The sequence below is a fragment of the Pontixanthobacter aquaemixtae genome, from assembly GCF_009827395.1.
GTDB lineage: Bacteria > Pseudomonadota > Alphaproteobacteria > Sphingomonadales > Sphingomonadaceae > Pontixanthobacter > Pontixanthobacter aquaemixtae.
In genome coordinates, this window is record NZ_WTYX01000002.1 from 554,283 (window position 1) to 572,565 (window position 18,283).

Sequence of the window (18,283 nt, forward strand, 5' to 3'; positions counted from 1 at the left end):
CCTAGCTACCATTGTTCAGGGACCGAACCCGAGGACTCAGCGGCGCCAGCGCCATACTTCCTTTAAAGCCCGAAGGACCGACAATCGTAGGTTATCCTTGCCCAATGGTGTCAAACGATGATGATCTTGGCGCAGACGCTTCTAGCAGCGACTTCCGTTCGAATTATGTAATAGTTTTTATGGCGCTGCTCCAACATTTTCACAGGACAGATACTCACCCCTGCTAACCAATAGTCGTGGCCGGACGATATGTGAAATATCGGAGATTGGGTCGTAGACTGAAGGTCCGCTTCGCAGGTTCGATCAGCTAGATTCAGTTACTCCTATCCAGCCCGAAAATCTATTAATCGAACTGGGCGGTTGTTGGCTGTGCTACTGAGGCAACTTCTTTGATCTCAAAATGAATTCAACCCGACAAGCGCGCCCCTGTGGCGCGAAATTCGGGAGAACTCACCTTGCTTACCAGCCTTCGCCAGCCAGTCCGGCAATTGCCATTGGTCCCAGCCGATTTGCTCAAGTCTCACGACGTATATGAGAAGTTCGACACCCGCTTTCGTGCCTGCGCAAGGCTCTTGCAGTCGCTTTGGCGAGAGGCGCAAGAACTGCCCTGCGGCCAGAAGCGCTCGACAAAGGGGCGCAGCAAGCGACTAGGTTCGCGGCTGGCAGCGAAAGCAGCCATTGCTGGGCGCAACTTTCTCACGCCAGCCATTGCAGCGTTAGCCGACGTGGAGATTGCTTATCAGGAGCGAGGCGCGCTTATCGATAGAGATCGCCTTTCTTCAAACCTGCTTTCATCAATGCCTCTTGCATTCAACTTGGCAGGACCTTGGCGACTTGATCCGCAGTTAGCAGCAAAAATTCTTTGCAAGCTCTTCCCATCTGTGAAAATCAAACGCGTGCTACATGTCTGGTTCGAGCACTCACCAAATCGGCTGGACCCCAATCTGACAGGCGACCGGTCGGCGCTCGACATTGCCGTTGTTTTCGAGCGACCCGACGGAAAGCGTGGCTTGATTGGCTTTGAAATCAAATACTCTGAAGACTCGCATGACGGAAGCAATCGCGAGCCCCAAAGCCCTTTTGACGAACTTGCCAAGTCCTCTGACCTTTACAAGGAGCCCGATCATTCTGCCTTGCGGGTGCGGCCAATGCAGCAGCTCTTTCGCGAACATCTGCTGTGCTACGCAGCGCTGCGCCAAGAGCTCTATGCAGAAACGCATTTCGCATTAGTGGCCCCGTGTCAAAATCACCGCATTGAACGCTTACAAACACTCTACTCTGCATTCTTAAAGAATGCAGAATCGGGCATTGTCCCGTTCCGCTATCTCGAGCTCGAGACCATTATTGCCGCTTTCGCAGAAGTGGGCGAGGAAGATTATGCAACGCTGCTGTTCGAGCGCTATTGCGACTGGCAGCGGCTCGACAACCTCATCGAAGGCTCGATCACGAGATCTGTCCGTGATTGGTCCGTAAGGTCCGCTCCTAACCGTCCAGATCTATCGCTTGTGGCGAGTGCTGCGTGATGTTTGAGCGCAGCAAACTGCTCAGCGATGAGGCCTTTACTCAATTGCTCATGAATGGCCATGCGACAGCAGGGGGTGACGATATAGATCCTCCGCCTGTGGTGAAGCTTTTCACGCCGGACGCTGCAGCGACTTGGCTGCTTACTGAAGTTGACCCTGACGATGAGGATAGAGCCTTTGGACTGTGTGATTTGGGCCTTGGATCTCCAGAGCTCGGCTGGGTTCGTTTGAGTGAGCTCGAAGCGCTTCGTGGCACGCTAGGTCTCCCAGTTGAAGTCGATCAGCAATTCACATCGGTCCAAAGTCTATCTGAACATGCCAAAGAGGCCCGTCTAAAGCGCCGAATAGCTGCATAAGCAACTTGGCGGGCTGGCAGATCAACCAGTTCACGCAGCTCCAGCGGAATGGGTGCTCTTGGAGTTTGTAACCCAGCCCGCATTAAGCAGCATTGAGGAGTGATTGAACGAAAAACTGGCTCAATTGCAATGAATGAAAAGACCACTTGCCTCGATATGGAAGCTCTTAAAAAGGAGTTCTCTAATGCACTATGATCAAGACGATCCGCCTCAGCTCATCACCATCCGTGAATTTTGTACTCGATATGCCGTTGGGCGAAGCAAAGCCTATGAACTTCTCAACGCCCGAAAAGTAGAGGCCAAAAAGTTCGGCAGCAGCACGCTGATTGTGCGCGAGAGTGCCGACCAATGGGTCGCCAACCTTCCGCCTTATGCGCCTTAAACCCAACGCCCTCCAATCATCCGCACTCTGGCACAAGCCCGTTCGGTTACCACCAGCCCTCCCTGCTCCGGGGTCGGTCATGGGCAAGCGCTGGCCAGTCCGCCTGCATGCGCGCGACCGCATGGTGATAGGCATCCCGTTCAAGCTGTGTGGCAGCTGGTGGGTATTCCTTTTGCAAGCGATCCATTTGATCCGACCTTCGCACTGTTTCGACAAGCCGGTCATTATGTTCATCGAGTTCCCAGCCCGACTGCAGAACTTCCCAAGCGCAATCGGCAAAGGCAGACAAAAATGGCATGCGTCCATCAGCGGCCTTTCGCCGCGCGGCTGGGCCAAGAGATTGTGACCCACCAAGTGCGTTCAAGTTTTGAATGCTGCCAATTATGTATCGGTCTGGCTTCGCGATATTGAGCAAATCAACCAATGGGCTGCGACTGGATAATTCTTCTTGGTCAGACCAATGTAAAATGTCAGGATGAATCGCGCTGGCCAACCAGCGAAAGATCCACCAGTGCCTCTGGTTCCGGTTATGATTGAAGCCTTCTGCGCGATTAGCCGCTTGAACATCATACTCGGTTTCTAGCTTGAATTTTGGATCAGCTTTGTCTCGCCAGGACTCCAGCCAAGGCTCGACTTTTGCCAAGGCCTGACGCGGAAGATGGAGCCCTAGTCGCGTGACTACACTTTGTTCATCCTTGGCGTTCACATAGATCCAGTGCGCAGGAGCGTTGGACCAAGCCTTTGCGCGTTGTGCCAGCGCATGGGTCACCTCGGAAACGAGTGGCGGCACCTTGGCGTTACCGACTGCATCTGGGCATTGCCTGATTGTGATTTTGGTATTGAGAAATACGCCATGTTCCTGGACCAGGAAGCTGGCCATATCGTACATGTTTTCGCACTGTTTCAGATTAAGGTAATTGCTATCTGCCGATTTCGGCCCTTGGGAAATACGTCTTCGCCTAGGTTTAGCCTTTTCCGGCAAGTCGGCAGTGACCTTGCCCATTATTTCAGGTGAAACTGGTTGTGGCGCATCTCCATGCAGCAGCCTGTCAAAACGGCACACCTTAATCATTAAACTAGATCGATCGGTTATGTTGCCCGGATCACCTTCCCATTGTTCCATCATATCAAGCATGAAGTCGGGAAATGCTCGCGCGCGTGACGAGGCCAGGTGCCGAAAGCCCGACGCGATGGCGATCCGATCAGCCTCAAGAACCTCAAAGAAGGCAGCATTTACGATATCGCTTGAGCGTTTTGCCCGCGCCTCGAAATTGTAGATGTACAACAGAAAATCACGGATGAGTTTGACGATTTCTTGAGGCTGCGTTTGCCACTGCAATATCGCTTCATCTTGCGCATCCACATCTGCTGCCAGCACTGCCCGGAAGTATTTCAACACGCTGGCTGCATTCCCCAGCGAAAGGCACTCAGCCACCAATTCAGTGGTCACAGGCCCAAGGTCAGCAATCCCGTCCAGCTGAACCAAAGCGTCCCGCGCAGCGCCTTCTGCTACAGCTGCAATCATATCGAGTGCGCGCGGCTCATACTGAATTTCTTCGGCAGCGCAGACCTTTGCTAAAAGCTCATAGAGATCGGCGCTATTGAGGGTGCGAAGTTGAACTAGCTGGCAACGTCCGCGCAATGTTCGGCGCACATTCTGGGGTTCGGTTGTCGCGAATACAATTCGAACGTCTCGGTTCGGATCTTCAATAGGCTTCAGAAGTACATCGGCCCCCGCCTTGGAGAGCCCATGAGCCTCGTCGACAAAAGTGGTCCATCTCCAGAGCACCGCCTCGTCTATGGATTTTGTGATGTATTTAGCATCTTCAGCCGAAGAGGACTTGGCTCCGTTGAATTCAGAATATCCGATGGCGGGCCTTCCCTCGAAGATTTGAACGCAGTTTTTGCATTCGCCGCATGGAGCATCAGTAGACTCACAAAGGTATGTTGCACCTATAATGCGGGCAATGGTGGTTTTTCCGGTGCCGCTGGCTCCTGCAATAAGCAATGGTTGAGGTCGCTCGGATTCAAGCCATAACTTCACTGCCTTTGCAGCTGAGTCTTGTCCGACAAGATCCGCCAACTTGCACGGTGCATGTGTCCGAGTAAGTTTACGGGGCATTAGGGTGTAGGCTCATTGTCGAGGGTACATCGATTAAGCTCTGCATTCGGCCCATCACCCCAGGTGGCCATGGCGAGCCAGATGCCATGATATCTTCGGATTTGAGCTTGGTGGGCTCGCTCTTCAAAATCAACGATCCGCATGACTTCATCAAAATCATGCGGGCGTTCGTTGGGGCGCCAACGACTAGAATTGCTGGGATGGTGGGGATTGAGCGATTCGTGCATTTCAGGACTTTCTTCGAAATATAAAGTGCACACATAAACTGTGTACAGTTATATTTTCAAGCCTAACTTTTCTGGAGTTTCGGATTTCCTTGAGTTATGGCCCTTCCTAATATGGACAGCTATTTCAGAACTCGCCGCAAGGAACTTGGCCTCACCGTCCCTGAAATCGCTGAGCGTGTAGGTGTTTCAGACACTGCTGCTTGGAATTGGGACCGCGGCAAATCACTCCCTAAAGAGGAGTATGTCGAGAAGCTGGCCGCCCTCCTTGATGTCAGTTCACACACGCTGAATGAACAGCTTGTCCGGATTGACCCAGAATTGACTGATTTATCTAGCCGCGTTGACAGAATTCTGGATCGGGCGAGAGACGATTTGGCATCCCATCTTGGCGTAGAAGTCGAGCGCGTTGAAATAAACTTTTTGATCAAATCACGAGCTGACACTTAGAAGAATGGGGGGAGTCGGATGTGCGGGCTATCCTGAAAGTTTGGATTGGCCTGTGATTGCGACGCCAAGAAACATTTCGCGCGGCCAGTTGAATGATGGGGAAATTGCGGAGCGCAGAATTTGAAACGGCACGACCTAAGTAAAACCAAGATTACGCTATTCGAGCAATGCCCAAAGCGGCTTTGGCTTTCTGTGCGCCGACGCGATTTGATCAAAATCGATGCCGCAACGCAGGCGCGCTTTGATACCGGCCATGCCGTTGGCAACCTTGCTTGTGACTTGGTCGAAGACGGAGTGATGGTCACTATGGACGAAGGCGTCCAAGGGGCGCTGCAGCAAACCAGCAATCTTATCGCGGCAGCCGATCTCCCCATATTTGAAGGCACGTTTCAACATGAAGGCGTACTTGTTAGGGTCGACATCATGTGGCCAGATCGCAAGGACGGATGGCACGTCGCCGAAGTTAAAAGTACGGCTTCTCGCAAGGACTATCACATTGCGGATTTAGCAACGCAGGTCTGGGTTATGGAAGGTGCTGGTATCAAAATTGCCTCAGCTTTCATCCGCCACATCAACACCAAGTTTGTCTATGCGCGTGAGCGCGACTACCTGGGGTTTCTAACGGATCGGCGCTCTGATGAGGAACTTAGGCCCATTGCCGACGACCGGCTGGCTGTTGTTCTGGATGCGCGCCAAACACTACACGGTGATGAGCCAGATATAGCGCCTGGCCCGCATTGCGATGAGCCATTTGGGTGCGATTTCAAAGAATACTGTTATCGCGGCATCAAACAGGCTGAGTGGCCAAATTCTCTTCTACCAAGGACCGGCAAGAAGATTGCCGCAGCATACCAGGTGAAAGGGGTTGAGGAGTTAACCGAGATTCCGGCAGGCGAGCTCAAAAACCCAGCGCATGAAACCATTCGGATTGCGACAGTCTCTGCCGAGCCTTTTCACGATCCTGAGCTAGCAGGCAAGCTCACAGCGGATTGGGTTTCACCCCGCATTTACCTGGATTTCGAAACTATCAATCCGGCTATTCCGCGTTGGATCGGCACGCGCCCCTTCCAGCAGATACCCTTCCAATTCTCCGCGCATATCGAGGACACATCCGGCGCGATAGAACACCGCGAATATCTTAGCCTTGAGGATGCAGACCCCCGACGCGCATTTGCTGAAGCTTTGCTGGACGCAGTGCCACCAAAAGGCGCAATTATCACTTACAATGCACGCTTTGAACGCTCGCGCCTAAATGAACTGGCAGCACGCTTCGGCGATTTGTCAGAAGCGCTGAAAGGGCTGGCAAGCCGCGTCGTCGATTTGGAACCTGTCGCGAGGCAATGCTGGTATCATCGCGACCAGAAGGGCAGTTGGTCGATCAAATATGTGTTGCCAACAATCCCAGGGATCAGCGGCTATGATGATCTGGATATTCAAGATGGCATGGAAGCTCAAAGAGCTTACTTTGAAGCACTAAAGGAGCCAATTGGAAGTTCTCGCCGCGACGAGATCGCGCAGAGCCTACGCGACTATTGCGCCAAAGACACGTTCGCCATGGTTGAATTGCTCCGGCATCTGACGAATGAAAGCGCTGGGGGAGTTGCAGAAAATTAGGCCAGTCACGCTGTAGAGCATGCAGAGCGGGTGCTATATGCCTTATGCCTTACTTCACCTCCCTAATACTACACCTTATCCTTCAATATCAATATAGATATCAATATCTTCAAGATCCAAATATGGATCTCAATCCTATCTACCTTCCTGCTTCAGGTTTGGGGGGATATTAAGATGTCTTCTCGAGCGGAACGCAAATTTGAGCAATATGAGTATGCAGAGCCCGAGGGCCATGCCAACCCCAAGGTGAAAGCTGCGATTGAAGAGCTTCTGCTTCATCACACCGAGGTGAAGCAAATGCCCCAGCCAAGTCAGCTCAAATTATCCGCCTGGGTGAGCTATTACCCTACGACACGAACCATCTTCATCGACGGTGAGCAAGCTAAGCGAACCAATATGAGCATTCCTGATGTTGTTGCTCTGCTGAAAGAACGCGATGAGTTGCATGAGCCTAGGCAAAGGCCTGAGCCCGGCGACTGTCATCTCAGTTTTGTTCGAAACGACAATGACTAGCGTTCGTTACCAACAGGACGTTCCACCCAAACCAGCCGGTCAACGCTGATTTGGATCAGCGGAATTGTGGTATTCATTTAACGCAGGACACTGACCTGCCTGCTCAGTTGTTTGACTGAACGGGGCCTTGGCATTGGCCTATGCGATATGGTTCATGTGGTTTCGCTAAGCGGGCAATGGGCCTTGAGCCGACGCAAACCTTCGCTGTGTTCCTGAAGCCAATTCCACTTAGCGTTCTGCTGGACCTGACAGACTGCCTACTTTTTGCCGCTGGACCAACCGACATTGCACCTTTGACTCTCTGCGGTTATTTAGGTTCCTGCAGCAGGTCAGTCCCAGCTGTGAGGCTTTAGAACCTCCCACCACTGTCGCCGGTCAAGTTCATCTTGGCCGGGTGGCCGTTACGTATGTCCAGGGTTCGCCTAAAGGTGGCGGCGCTCTGTGACAGTGCAGGGTTCTAAACACCCGGCTTCGGGCCCGCCTCTTAATCGATTGAAACAAGAGGCAAAATTGCACAACACATCCATGCACCAGCCAACGCCGCAAACCCAGCGCGTTCATTTCACCGCACGTTTTCTGAATTCAATTTCAGGAGGACGATCATGAGTGGTGATAGGGGATGGCTATTCATTGCCATTGGGACATGGGGCACAGCCCTTCTGACACTTACCGATTACCGCCTCATGGCTGACCTCCCAGCCGCCTGGGCACGGGGCCAATGCAACTTGGTGGGATTTGCCACCGTTCCATTCAAATATGTCGCAATTGGTGCGGGTCTAGCAACGTTAATCTACTGGTTCACAGCCATGCCGGATGGCTCCTCCGAGCAGGAGGCGCATGACGATGACTAGGCCGGCTCATATTATCGCCCTTGCTGTCATACTCAGTACTGCGGCCTGCTCGCCCGGAGTTGACGAGGAAACAACCGGCGACGGAGGCTGGCAACTGAGAGAAGAGACCGACAAGTTTACCGACCAAACCAACAGGTCAGCTCAAAGAACATTCGTTCAAGACGATGCGCAGATCACCTTAGAAGTTAGCTGCAACAATGGCGGGGTCACATACCAAGCCACAGCATTTGACGCGGATGGCAAGGGACTCGATTTTAGCACTCAGTCAGGCTTCGATTACTATGGCAACCCATATACCAACACCCGAGTGTGGATGCGTTTCGATGACTTGGGGACGATTCCTTTTAGCGCTTCAATCCCGCATTACTCCAATCAGGCAGACATATTGGTGCGGTGGGAAAAGCAGGATGCCGTGCAGGCGCGAAATGTGCTTCTGCGCCTTCAATTCGTGGACCGTTCGACTGATCTGGAATTTGATCAATCCGACTCAGCGGTACAGCGAGTACTGGAGCCCTGTGCCGAGGCGATGGAGCAGCAGGCGCAAAGCCCGCAAGCTGCCAATGAACAGATCCGCAACAGGTAGGCTGCGCACTTAAGTGTGACAGTATTGCGCCCCAAAATCCGTCTTTCGGCGCTAACAGTTACTAGACCAAAAGCGGCCGTTCTGAAATTTGATGGTAGAGAATATCTATTGGCCGAGACGAAAGGCATAAGCGGTTAGCGCATGATGATGCTCTTCGAGTTGGACGCCTGCGATACGCGCCAAGGTGCCCGATGGGCAGCAATCAACTCAGCCCCCACAACATAGTTCGATCAAAAATCATCCTTTCAGAGTGCACCAAAGATCGGACCTTTGTTACGCGCGATCGTCCACATTAAGCGGGTTTGGGCTGAGTAAGCGGTCATCATTTCGCGATTGTCATAGCGATGCGCCGCGCGGGCCAGTGGCAATAATAACGGCGAACCTGTCCGGCCCCCGATCGACTGCTTCTACGCTGGTCGCGAGACCAAATTCGTTGTTCGCAATTAAGAGCGATTGAGGCTTTCAGCGACGTTGCATTTAACGCGAACTAGCCAAGACGTATCACCCGTGTCAAAACGCCGGCAGGAGACATTATGGCCATAAACGAAGAAGTCATGACAATCATCCGCATCCTCAACGAGGAAGGGTTCGGCGTTCTTGCCGGCGACCTCATGGTCGAAATCAGCCAGGGGCGAGACCAACGCGAACTCGACGAAGAGACGCTAGACACCGAGACGGCCGATTATGATGCGCGAGAGCCAATCGCCCCCGAGGATCAGCTCCCTGCAGCCATGCAAATTCTGCACCGCCGCCTCGTCGCACCGGCCAAGGCGCTTGCGGAAGGGGAGCGTCTGCTGGGTGAACTTGGACAGGGAAAACCGGTACGCATCCGTTTCGTCGACCCCGTCGAAGGCATCGACCGGCTGGCCACGGCGCGCGACGACAATCCCAATTTCCCACTTGGCCGCGATGACATTGGCCGGAGCGACGTTGCCGAAAAGCTCGACGAACTATTGGCGCAGATCGCCGCACCCGGGGCGATCGTCTGATGGCGCTCAGCTCGACCGCCAAGACCGAATTGCGCAATATGCTGCGGGCGTTTCGCGCGGCGCACGGACCGACCGCCGTGCCCAATGGCAATGGCAAAGCGCTCGAAGCATGGCTGCTCGTAAAGATTGCCATGGAAGCAAACCGGACCGGTCACTGGACGGTCGAGTTGCGGCGCGGCGACGGCTCACCGCTTCCCCCTGGACAGCCTTTCGATTTGCCAGGAGGTCCGAGCCAGTTGCGCCCGAGTAATCCGTCAGGTCCGTGTTTCGTCCATATCGAGCACAATCTGCATGGCGCCCGACTCGAAATTCACGGCAGCCTGCAATGGATGGGACGCAGCAATGCGCGGCACGAGTGCGATATCTCTGTAGTCCCGGCGCAGATCGCTGAACGACTGCGGTTCAATGGTGGTGGCTATCCGCATGGCCTCCCCGTTGCTGCCATCGAGTGCAAGGACAAAACGGGGGACGGCGTGCTCGACGAAACGCGCCAGACTCTCGCACGGATGTTCGACCTTGCCCTGATCACGGCACCGCAAGGCATCGGCGAGTGTCGTATTTTCGAAGCCTCTACCAACTCCCGCTGGGGAATTCGCAACACCACCTATCGCGGACTTTATTCGACCGGCACATTTGCCATCGCTCGCGCTGGGAATTTCCAGCCTGGCGCGCGGCGCCTGGCAACGCACTACTACATCGCAACGCTTGATTCGATTTATGAAGCGTCAGGAGCGTCGGTGGGCGCGCTGATGTCGCGATGGCAGACGACACTCGCAGCCATCACCACCTTCTAAGAGGGCTCGGATATGATGGATCGAGGCCGCCCAACAATCTGGCGGCTGGTTTGCGCCCCAGTTCAAGACGTAAGCTTCCGATTCCTTAGTCCCCGAAAGCGGACATTTTACTCGGCCATATGGGTAAAGAAGACTTGAGGTGGCCCACTCATCAATCGCCCTCGCCACACAAAGATGCGTTTCGGGGATTTCTGAGGCCACCTTCAAAATCGATCGTCTTCTCAGTCAGGCCGATATGCACCCATTGGAACGTCTCCCATTTCGGTCAGGCAAGGGCGTTCGCGCGTTAAACGGCGTGGCAACCGATAGCACTTCTTATGCTTGCGATTGCCCTGAGAATCGAGCGTCTATTCACCTTTCAGTTCCTCGCCTATCGTCTTGAAGTCTTGGAATTACTCGAGCGTCTAAGTCTCTCAACCTTCCGCGCTTGCGATTTCTACTATCGAACTCTAACGGTCTTTTGTGGTGCTCTATATAAGAAAATTCATCTCTTCTGCAGTTTATGAAGAGATTTGAAAGCTTTGCGAGGCCTTAAGCCAGTCTCAGCGCTATCGGAAAACCCGACGGCCCAATTCGTATCGGAGGAAAAGCTCGTGAAGAGGATAAGTAATCCGCCCGATGCTCTTTCCCTAATGACGTCTGCCCGCAGTTTCGGAAACTATGATCTTGCAGCTGCGCTCGCAGATCTGATCGACAACAGTATCACAGCAAGAGCGAAGAACGTCTGGATCGCCTGTCGATACAATGGCGGCGATCCAGCTGTCTCGATCACCGACGATGGCGAGGGAATGAGCCCCGATCGTCTGGAAGAAGCAATGCGGCCTGCCTCCTCCAATCCCTCCGAAGAGCGCTCACCCGATGATCTGGGCCGTTTCGGTTGGGGTCTGAAATCGGCTTCATTCTCTCAGTGCAAGAAGCTCACCGTGATCTCGAGAAAATCGGGCATTGCGCATGGGGCCGAATGGGACCTCGATGCCATTGAGGACTGGTCGATGGGCATCCTCGAGGCCGGAGAGGTCGATGCAATCGCTACGCACGAGTTTCCAGCCGACCACGGGACCGAGGTCACCTGGAGCAATTGCGATCGGCTCTCGGAAAACTGGAAGATTTCTTCACAAGCCTTCAATGAGCTCATCGTGCATGCGATGCACGAGCTGGCTCTTATCTTCCATCGCTTTCTGGAAGGAAAGGTCGATAGACAGAAGCTCAAAATCCATTTCAACGGCCAAGCTCTGGAGCCCTTCGACCCTTTCCATACCTCCCACAATGCCACCCAGCCACTCGAATGCGAGCCACTCGAGGTCTCGGGAAGCCGCGTCGAAATAAGGCCGTTCATCCTTCCCCACTTCTCCAAGCTCAAGGAGCACGAGCATGAAAGGCTCGGCGGCAGAGAGGGCTTTCTCAAGAACCAGGGGTTCTATGTCTATCGAAACAACAGACTGATCATTCATGGCACCTGGTTCGGTCTCGTGAAGCACGCCGAGATGTCGCAGCTGATCAGGATCAGTGTCGATATCCCAAACACCATGGACGACATGTGGAAGATCACGGTCGACAAGAGCGATGCACAGCTGCCGTCGGTCCTGAGAATGAGACTGAAGCAGATCGTCGCTGGCCTCAGGCAACGCTCGACCCGGGTCTACAGGCAAAGAGCTGGCCGGATAAACGATCCCACAACAGAGGCAGTCTGGACGCGATACACACGGAATAATGAAATCCAGTATCGCGTGAACAGGGACCACCCGATCGTTGCTCAGCATCTTTCGTCCGACAGCGGGAAAGAAGCCAGTGCCGTGATGAAACTCATCGAGCGCAACTTTCCAGTGTCATCTTTCATGGATGACACCGCGCTTCGCCCGGAACGGCTCGCGCAAACGGCTGCAAGCAGGCGAGAGATAACCGATCTACTCGAGGCCACGCTCCCTCGACTGCTTCACGAATGCGGTGGCGACAAACAAGTGATGTCGCAGAAGCTGCGGCAAACCGAACCCTTCACGGTCAATTGGCCGGTGGTCGAAGAATACCTCCAGAACCATGGTTGGGCAGCATGAGCATCAAGGCGAAAGCGGGTTACTTCGCACTTCTGGTCAGAGAACGCTACGCGGACGAGCTGAAGCAAATGGCTTCAATCCCGCCCGAGGCCATCGATACGGTGCTTCAAGAGGATCCCTTCGCTCTCAGTGAGGAGAATCTAGCTGCCGTTCGACGTCACCTCGAATTCCAGTTTTCGGTGCGACAGGACGCAGGCCATTCGGTCAAGAGCGATTACAAGCCTTGGCTTCGCGAGCGGACTATCGATTTCTATTACTGGGACCGACTGAGGAAATACTATCTCGAGTCCGATGCCCTGCCCCCAAACGTCATTTCAAGGCTCGATGAAGTCACTGACGAAGTGCTCGACTATTGCGGCAACCCCGAAGACGAGGGGACCTGGGGCCGGCGGGGAATGGTCATGGGGCATGTTCAGTCAGGGAAGACAACAAACTACGCGTCCTTGATCTGCAAGGCTGCTGACGCCGGCTACAAGATCATCATTCTCCTAGCCGGGCTCACCAACTCCCTGCGCACCCAGACGCAAGAGAGAATGGACGAGACATTCATCGGCAAGAAATCGCTCTTCGGACAGCGCTTTCCCGATCTAATGCCGATCATGTCCCATTGTCCCCCGGGCGAACGTTTCTTCCCGGTATTCGGGACGACGAGAGATTCCGACTTCAACACCGAGATCTCAAAGTTCGGTGTCACTCTCGACAACCTCAAGGACCCGATCATCTTCGTCACGAAGAAGAACAAGGGGATACTGGAAAACCTACTCAAGTGGATCGAAGGGCAACGGCAGGACGGTCGCAAGATCGACTATCCACTTCTCATGATCGATGATGAAGCGGACAATGCGTCAATCAACACGCACAAGGATCCAACCAAGTCGACCGCGATCAACAATGTCATGCGTTTGCTGCTCCAGCAGTTCAACCGATCGAGCTACGTGGGATACACTGCAACTCCGTTTGCCAACATCTTCATCGATCCTGAATCCGAAGCTCAGATGCGCGGAGATGACCTCTTTCCTCGCCACTTCATCAAGGCCCTCGACCCTCCGACGAACTATGTCGGCGCCACGAAGGTCTTCTCGCCAGAAGGCTCCCTACGACCGCAGATGCTGCGGGTCGTCGAGGACTACGGTGATATTCTTCCTCTCAAGCACAAGAAGGATCTGGAGCTGGAAGAGCTTCCGCCATCCCTTCTTGAGGCCATCCGGGCTTTCGTTCTGATCCGGGCCATGCGCGTATTGCGTGGCGATGGCGAGAAACACTGTTCGATGATGATCAATGTCAGTCGCTTCAACGACGTCCAGGCTCGCATCCATGACCTTGTCTACAGCTATCAGCAGCGGTTGGATGACGCCATCAAGGTCAATTCAGGTTTGGGATCAGCGGCGATTCAGGATCCGGATATCCTTGAGCTGAAGCAGACTTTCGAGCGCGAATTCCAGCATACCGAGTTCGACTTCGATGAGGTCCTGCCTGCGCTGACGGAAGCATCGAAAACGATCAAAGTCAGAACGATCAACATGCGTGGCGGTGCACTCAACTATGAGGAAAGCAAGGAGCACGGCCTGCATGTGATCGCGATCGGCGGTCTGGCACTCTCTCGCGGCCTTACACTGGAGGGCCTGTCCGTAAGTTATCTGCTCCGGAATTCGGCCGCGTCAGACACTCTGATGCAGATGGCGCGCTGGTTTGGTTATCGCCGAAACTACGAAGATCTATGCAGGCTATACATCTGCCAATCTGCCGTCGATCACTATGAATATATCGATGACGCGGTCGAGGAACTGCGAGGCGAACTCAAGCGAATGGAGGCTCGTGGAGAAACACCCGAGCAGTTCGGCCTGAAGGTCCGGCGAAGCGAAACCGGGATCATGATAACGGCTGCAAACAAGATGCGCAGCGCCCAGCGTATGCAGCTGGCAGAATCCTTCGCCTACAAGCATGTCGAGGGTTTCGCGCTGTTCAACGATGCCAAGGTAAATCGCACAAACCTGGAAGGCACATGTGCCTTTCTTGAGGAGCTTGGTCGCGCGGAACGGCCAGCCGGATCGGATGACGAACAGGTGCGGAAAGAGCTCGAAAAGCACCTTGCTTGGCGTGGCGTTGATGGACGCAAGATCCACGATCTTCTGATGGCGTTCCAGTTCCATGCCAACCAGCCGTCGTTGGGCAAGATCGATGGCACGAACTCTCTTCTGAGCGACTACATCTCGGACAGGCTCCAGGGCGAGCTCTCGACCTGGGATGTTGTCGTCCCATTTCGTTTTCCGAAAGGGGGAGAAACCAAGCCCCAGTCCGTCGCTATGGACAAGATAGACCAATACGGAAAATGGCCTCTGCGCAGCAGAAACAGCGGCAAGGTCAAGTCGATAAACGGGATCGAAGCCTTCAAGCCGTTTGGGGACAGGAACAGAATCGCAGACCCGTCCGAAGACCCTCCGCTTCTTTTGACCGAGGAGCAGCGTGGTAACGCTCGAAAGCGTCGGAAGGACGGCTTTCGCGGCGACACTGCATTTTGCGCTGCCCGGAAGAAGCCATTGCTGATCGTGCACCTCTTTGACGTTGCCGATCCCTCAGAGGAACTGAAGCGGAGCTTCAAGATCAAGGACCTGCCGGTGGTCTCGCTCAGCTTCTGCATCCCAAAGACCCACTCTCCGGTTCAGCCAAAAGAGTATGAGGTCAATGCGGTCTACCGTCAGCAGCTGGAGCTGTTGGCTCAAGAGCCGGATGACGATGAGGAAATATTCGATGGATGAGCATACCGACGGCTGGTCTGACATTGGGAGCGCCCCGGGAGCGAGGACGGAACGTCGCGCGGATCCTGATCACCCTCTCGACTTTTTTCGAGCCCGCAGCGAGGCCGGGAACTACATGCTCGTGCTCAAGGGCGAGAGCATCGTCATCACAAACGATCTGCCTGTGCTGTCCGGCCTCTCCATTTCGCTCGCAAATGGGGCATCTGACTCGACCGAGTTGAGGCTTGAGCTGCTCGACGCCGAACAGAGGTCAATCTTCAAGGCTTTGGTTGCAGACATTCTCAGGGCGACGCAGGACGTAGCGATCAACGACAGCAACGCAGGCGCCGCGAGGGTCGTGACTCGCATTGAAAGATGGCGCGATTTCCTGAAGCGAAGGCGCGAGCAAGTGCTGTCGCGCCAGGCGATACTTGGCCTTTTCGGCGAATTGCACTTTCTGAGTTCGAGGGTGCTCGACCAACTGGCTCCGATGGATGCAATGCTGGCATGGCGAGGGCCACACGGCGAAGAGCAGGATTTTGCGATTGGCGGATGGATCCTTGAGATCAAGACGCAGCTCTCGACTGCGGATCAGTTCCTCAAGATCAGCTCGGAAGCCCAATTGGACACCGCCTCGGGTCCGATACTGATCTGCCACCAGACATTTTCGTCATGTCCGGAATCGGATCCAGATGCGATGTCGCTGAAGGAATTGGTCAACCGACTGCGCGCGCTACTTCTGGACCAAGCTCCGCTGGCAATCGATATCCTCGAAGCCGGATTGATTGCCGTCGGCTATGAAGACCGACCGGAATACGATCAGGAGAAATGGAAGTCGGTGGCGTCGCAGTTCTTCGAAGTCGAGGAGGGCTTCCCGCGGCTGGCGCCGTCGAACATTCCACAGGGGATACAGTCGGTTCGATACAGGATCCTGCCAGCCGCATGTTCCAGATTCAAAAGAGACGAGGCTTGGCTGAAGGAGAAGATCTTCGATGCCTGACCAATCGGACCTTTCACAGGATTACCCGGCCTTCAGGGAAGACTTGCTTAGAGAAGCGGAGACGCTCGGCGAGCCTCAGCAAGCCGTCCTTTTCTCGACTTATGCGTCGCTCGCCGCGGAGAATGGGGACACCAGCGATCTGACTTATGTTCCCATCCTGAGGGAGGGGGCACGGCCTTTCCAGGTGGATGGATACGCATGGGACCCAGCCCAGGGAGAGCTGCATCTGGCTGTCTGCGACTACCACTCGGACGATGAACTTCAGACGATAAACTTTGATCGAGCGGATCAGCTGTTCAAGCGGGTGCGTCGCTTTTGTGAACTCGCGATCGATCGAGATTTCGTCCAGTCTCTGGAAGAGACAAGTCCGAGCTTTGATCTCGCCAGTCTGCTTTTCGAGATCCAAGGCAAGATCAAGCGAATTCGGTGCGTGCTGTTCAGCAATGCTCGCCTGGCCACTAGGAAGAAGACATTGGAGGCCGATGACTTGATCGGTGCCCAGATGTCGCAGAGCATAATCGACTTCGCTCGCTTCATCGACATTCAGAACGCCCAAGGTGGAACCGAGCCGATCGAGCTTGATGTTCAGGAGCTCAACGAAGGCGAATTGCTGCCTTGCCTCGATGCTCATGATGGCGATGAGTCCGTCGAATCCTACCTGATCGTGATGCCCGCTACACTGCTTGCGCGCATCTATGGACTGTATGGCGCGAGGCTCATGGAGCAGAATGTTCGCACATTCCTGCAAGCGAGGACGAAGACAAACAAGGGGATCATAACGACTGCCAAGGACGAGCCTGGCATGTTCTTCGCCTACAACAACGGCATCACCGCCACTGCGAGTGGGATTGTCGTTGGTCAGGATGAGAACGGCCAGCCCGGCATCGAGAAGATCGAACATCTTCAGATCGTTAACGGAGGGCAGACGACCGCATCTTTGCTGTATGCGAGCGATCACGGATCGGCAGATCTCTCGAAGATCTTCGTTCAGATGAAGCTCTCGGTGATCGATCCGGCAAAGGTTGATGACGTCGTGCCCAAGATCTCGCGGTATGCAAATACGCAGAACCGCGTGAGCGAGGCCGACTTCTTCTCCAATCACCAGTTCCATGTGGAGATGCAGAAGATTTCGCGCCGCCTCCTTGCTCCAGTGATGGAAGGTCGCCTCGCTGGCACCAAGTGGTTCTACGAGCGAGCTAGAGGCCAATATCGAAACGAGACCGCGCGGAAGTCAGCCAAGGACAGGAACACTTTCCAAGCCGAGTTTCCGCGCAATCAGGTCATTCAGAAGACGGACCTCGCAAAGTATCAGATATCGTTTCGTCCTGATCCGGCGATGGTCAGCCTCGGCGCCCAGAAGTGTTTCCTTGGGTTTGCCGACGAAATTGGCAAGAAATGGGAAAGTGAGCGAGCGGCGTTCAATGACGCCTATTTCAAGGAGATGGTTGCGAAGGCCATCATCTTCAAGAGTCTCGATCGCGAGGTCGCGCGCGCCCAGTGGTATAAGGAGGACCGAGGTTACAAAGCCAACATTGTCACCTACACGATTGCCTGGCTCGTTCATCACCTGAACAAGCAGAAGAAGAAAATCGATTTTGAACTGGTATGGAAGAAGCAGGAGCCTCCAGTCGAGTTGCAGGATTGCCTTGAGCTGCTGGCGCCTCAGGTAGCCAATTTGCTGAAGACTCCCCCTGCAGGCTTCTCCAATATCAGCGAATACGCAAAAAAGCCCGCTTGTTGGAGCCGCATCTCGGAGGCTGATCTTGAATGTTCGGATGACGTGCTCGAGGCAACGATCAGCTTTGACGAGGCCCAAGCAAGATCTGCGGACAACAAGGCCGCTGGAAAGATCGACATCGAGCTTGAATTCGAACAGCTACTTTTCACCGAGAGCCAGCGTATCGTGGGTCTGGAAGCCTTCCTCAGGCAAAAGGGCTTGCTGTCTCCGAACTCTCAATCGGCCATAGGCAAGTTGAAGCGCCACCAATTCAATCTGAGCAAGAGCGAAAAAAGGGCGCTTGAGCACCTCTTCAAGCGGCTGGACGACGAGTTCGATGCTGGTCCTAAGCAATGGGCAAAGGAAGCCGCAGCTTAGA

Annotated in this window: 14 protein-coding genes; 13 read left to right on the plus strand and 1 reads right to left on the minus strand. The window is 54.3% G+C overall.

Going from position 1 to position 18,283, the window contains the following annotated elements; all coding sequences use genetic code 11:
* The first annotated feature begins 455 nt into the window (after nt 1–455).
* The 3 genes from GRI41_RS11705 to GRI41_RS11715 all read left to right on the plus strand — a co-directional run bounded on the left by GRI41_RS11705 (nt 456) and on the right by GRI41_RS11715 (nt 2,261).
* Complete coding sequence (locus tag GRI41_RS11705) at nt 456–1,523, plus strand: PGN_0703 family putative restriction endonuclease (RefSeq protein WP_160605168.1); 1,068 nt, start codon at nt 456–458, stop codon at nt 1,521–1,523.
* Entirely contained in the window at nt 1,523–1,879 is a 357-nt protein-coding gene (locus GRI41_RS11710; RefSeq protein WP_160605169.1) for a DUF2958 domain-containing protein, read from the plus strand. The genes GRI41_RS11705 and GRI41_RS11710 overlap by 1 nt, the downstream gene beginning before the upstream one ends.
* A 184-nt stretch (nt 1,880–2,063) precedes the next feature.
* Nucleotides 2,064–2,261, plus strand: coding sequence for a MerR family transcriptional regulator (locus GRI41_RS11715; protein ID WP_160605170.1), 198 nt, complete (start codon nt 2,064–2,066; stop codon nt 2,259–2,261).
* Between the two features lie 46 nt (nt 2,262–2,307).
* On the opposite strand, the gene GRI41_RS11720 is transcribed toward GRI41_RS11715, so the two are convergent.
* Nucleotides 2,308–4,344 carry an AAA family ATPase gene (locus tag GRI41_RS11720; RefSeq protein WP_160605171.1) on the minus strand — a complete coding sequence of 679 codons (2,037 nt, stop codon included), beginning with the start codon at nt 4,342–4,344 and terminating at the stop codon, nt 2,308–2,310.
* 377 nt (nt 4,345–4,721) lie between these two features.
* Here GRI41_RS11720 and GRI41_RS11725 point away from each other — a divergent pair, with 377 nt between their 5' ends.
* From GRI41_RS11725 to GRI41_RS11770, 10 genes are all read left to right on the plus strand, one after another.
* Complete coding sequence (locus GRI41_RS11725) at nt 4,722–5,057, plus strand: helix-turn-helix domain-containing protein (protein ID WP_160605172.1); 336 nt, start codon at nt 4,722–4,724, stop codon at nt 5,055–5,057.
* A gap of 120 nt (nt 5,058–5,177) precedes the next feature.
* A complete protein-coding gene (locus GRI41_RS11730) occupies nt 5,178–6,671 on the plus strand; it encodes a DUF2779 domain-containing protein (RefSeq protein WP_160605173.1) in 1,494 nt (497 codons plus the stop codon).
* Between the two features lie 174 nt (nt 6,672–6,845).
* Entirely contained in the window at nt 6,846–7,184 is a 339-nt protein-coding gene (locus GRI41_RS11735; RefSeq protein WP_160605174.1) for a hypothetical protein, read from the plus strand.
* A gap of 837 nt (nt 7,185–8,021) precedes the next feature.
* Entirely contained in the window at nt 8,022–8,618 is a 597-nt protein-coding gene (locus GRI41_RS11740; protein WP_160605175.1) for a hypothetical protein, read from the plus strand.
* A gap of 533 nt (nt 8,619–9,151) precedes the next feature.
* Nucleotides 9,152–9,607: a hypothetical protein gene (locus tag GRI41_RS11745; RefSeq protein WP_160605176.1), complete on the plus strand. Its 456-nt coding sequence runs from the start codon at nt 9,152–9,154 to the stop codon at nt 9,605–9,607.
* On the plus strand, nt 9,607–10,401 hold the full coding sequence (locus GRI41_RS11750) for a hypothetical protein (RefSeq protein ID WP_160605177.1): 795 nt from the start codon (nt 9,607–9,609) through the stop codon (nt 10,399–10,401). Before GRI41_RS11745 ends, GRI41_RS11750 begins: the two co-directional genes overlap by 1 nt.
* 632 nt (nt 10,402–11,033) lie before the next feature.
* Nucleotides 11,034–12,452: an ATP-binding protein gene (locus tag GRI41_RS11755; RefSeq protein WP_160605178.1), complete on the plus strand. Its 1,419-nt coding sequence runs from the start codon at nt 11,034–11,036 to the stop codon at nt 12,450–12,452.
* Nucleotides 12,449–15,208 carry a Z1 domain-containing protein gene (locus GRI41_RS11760; RefSeq protein ID WP_160605179.1) on the plus strand — a complete coding sequence of 920 codons (2,760 nt, stop codon included), beginning with the start codon at nt 12,449–12,451 and terminating at the stop codon, nt 15,206–15,208. The genes GRI41_RS11755 and GRI41_RS11760 overlap by 4 nt, the downstream gene beginning before the upstream one ends.
* Complete coding sequence (locus GRI41_RS11765; protein ID WP_160605180.1) at nt 15,201–16,187, plus strand: PD-(D/E)XK motif protein; 987 nt, start codon at nt 15,201–15,203, stop codon at nt 16,185–16,187. Before GRI41_RS11760 ends, GRI41_RS11765 begins: the two co-directional genes overlap by 8 nt.
* A complete protein-coding gene (locus tag GRI41_RS11770) occupies nt 16,180–18,282 on the plus strand; it encodes an AIPR family protein (protein ID WP_160605181.1) in 2,103 nt (700 codons plus the stop codon). Before GRI41_RS11765 ends, GRI41_RS11770 begins: the two co-directional genes overlap by 8 nt.
* Nucleotide 18,283: the final 1 nt, after the last annotated feature.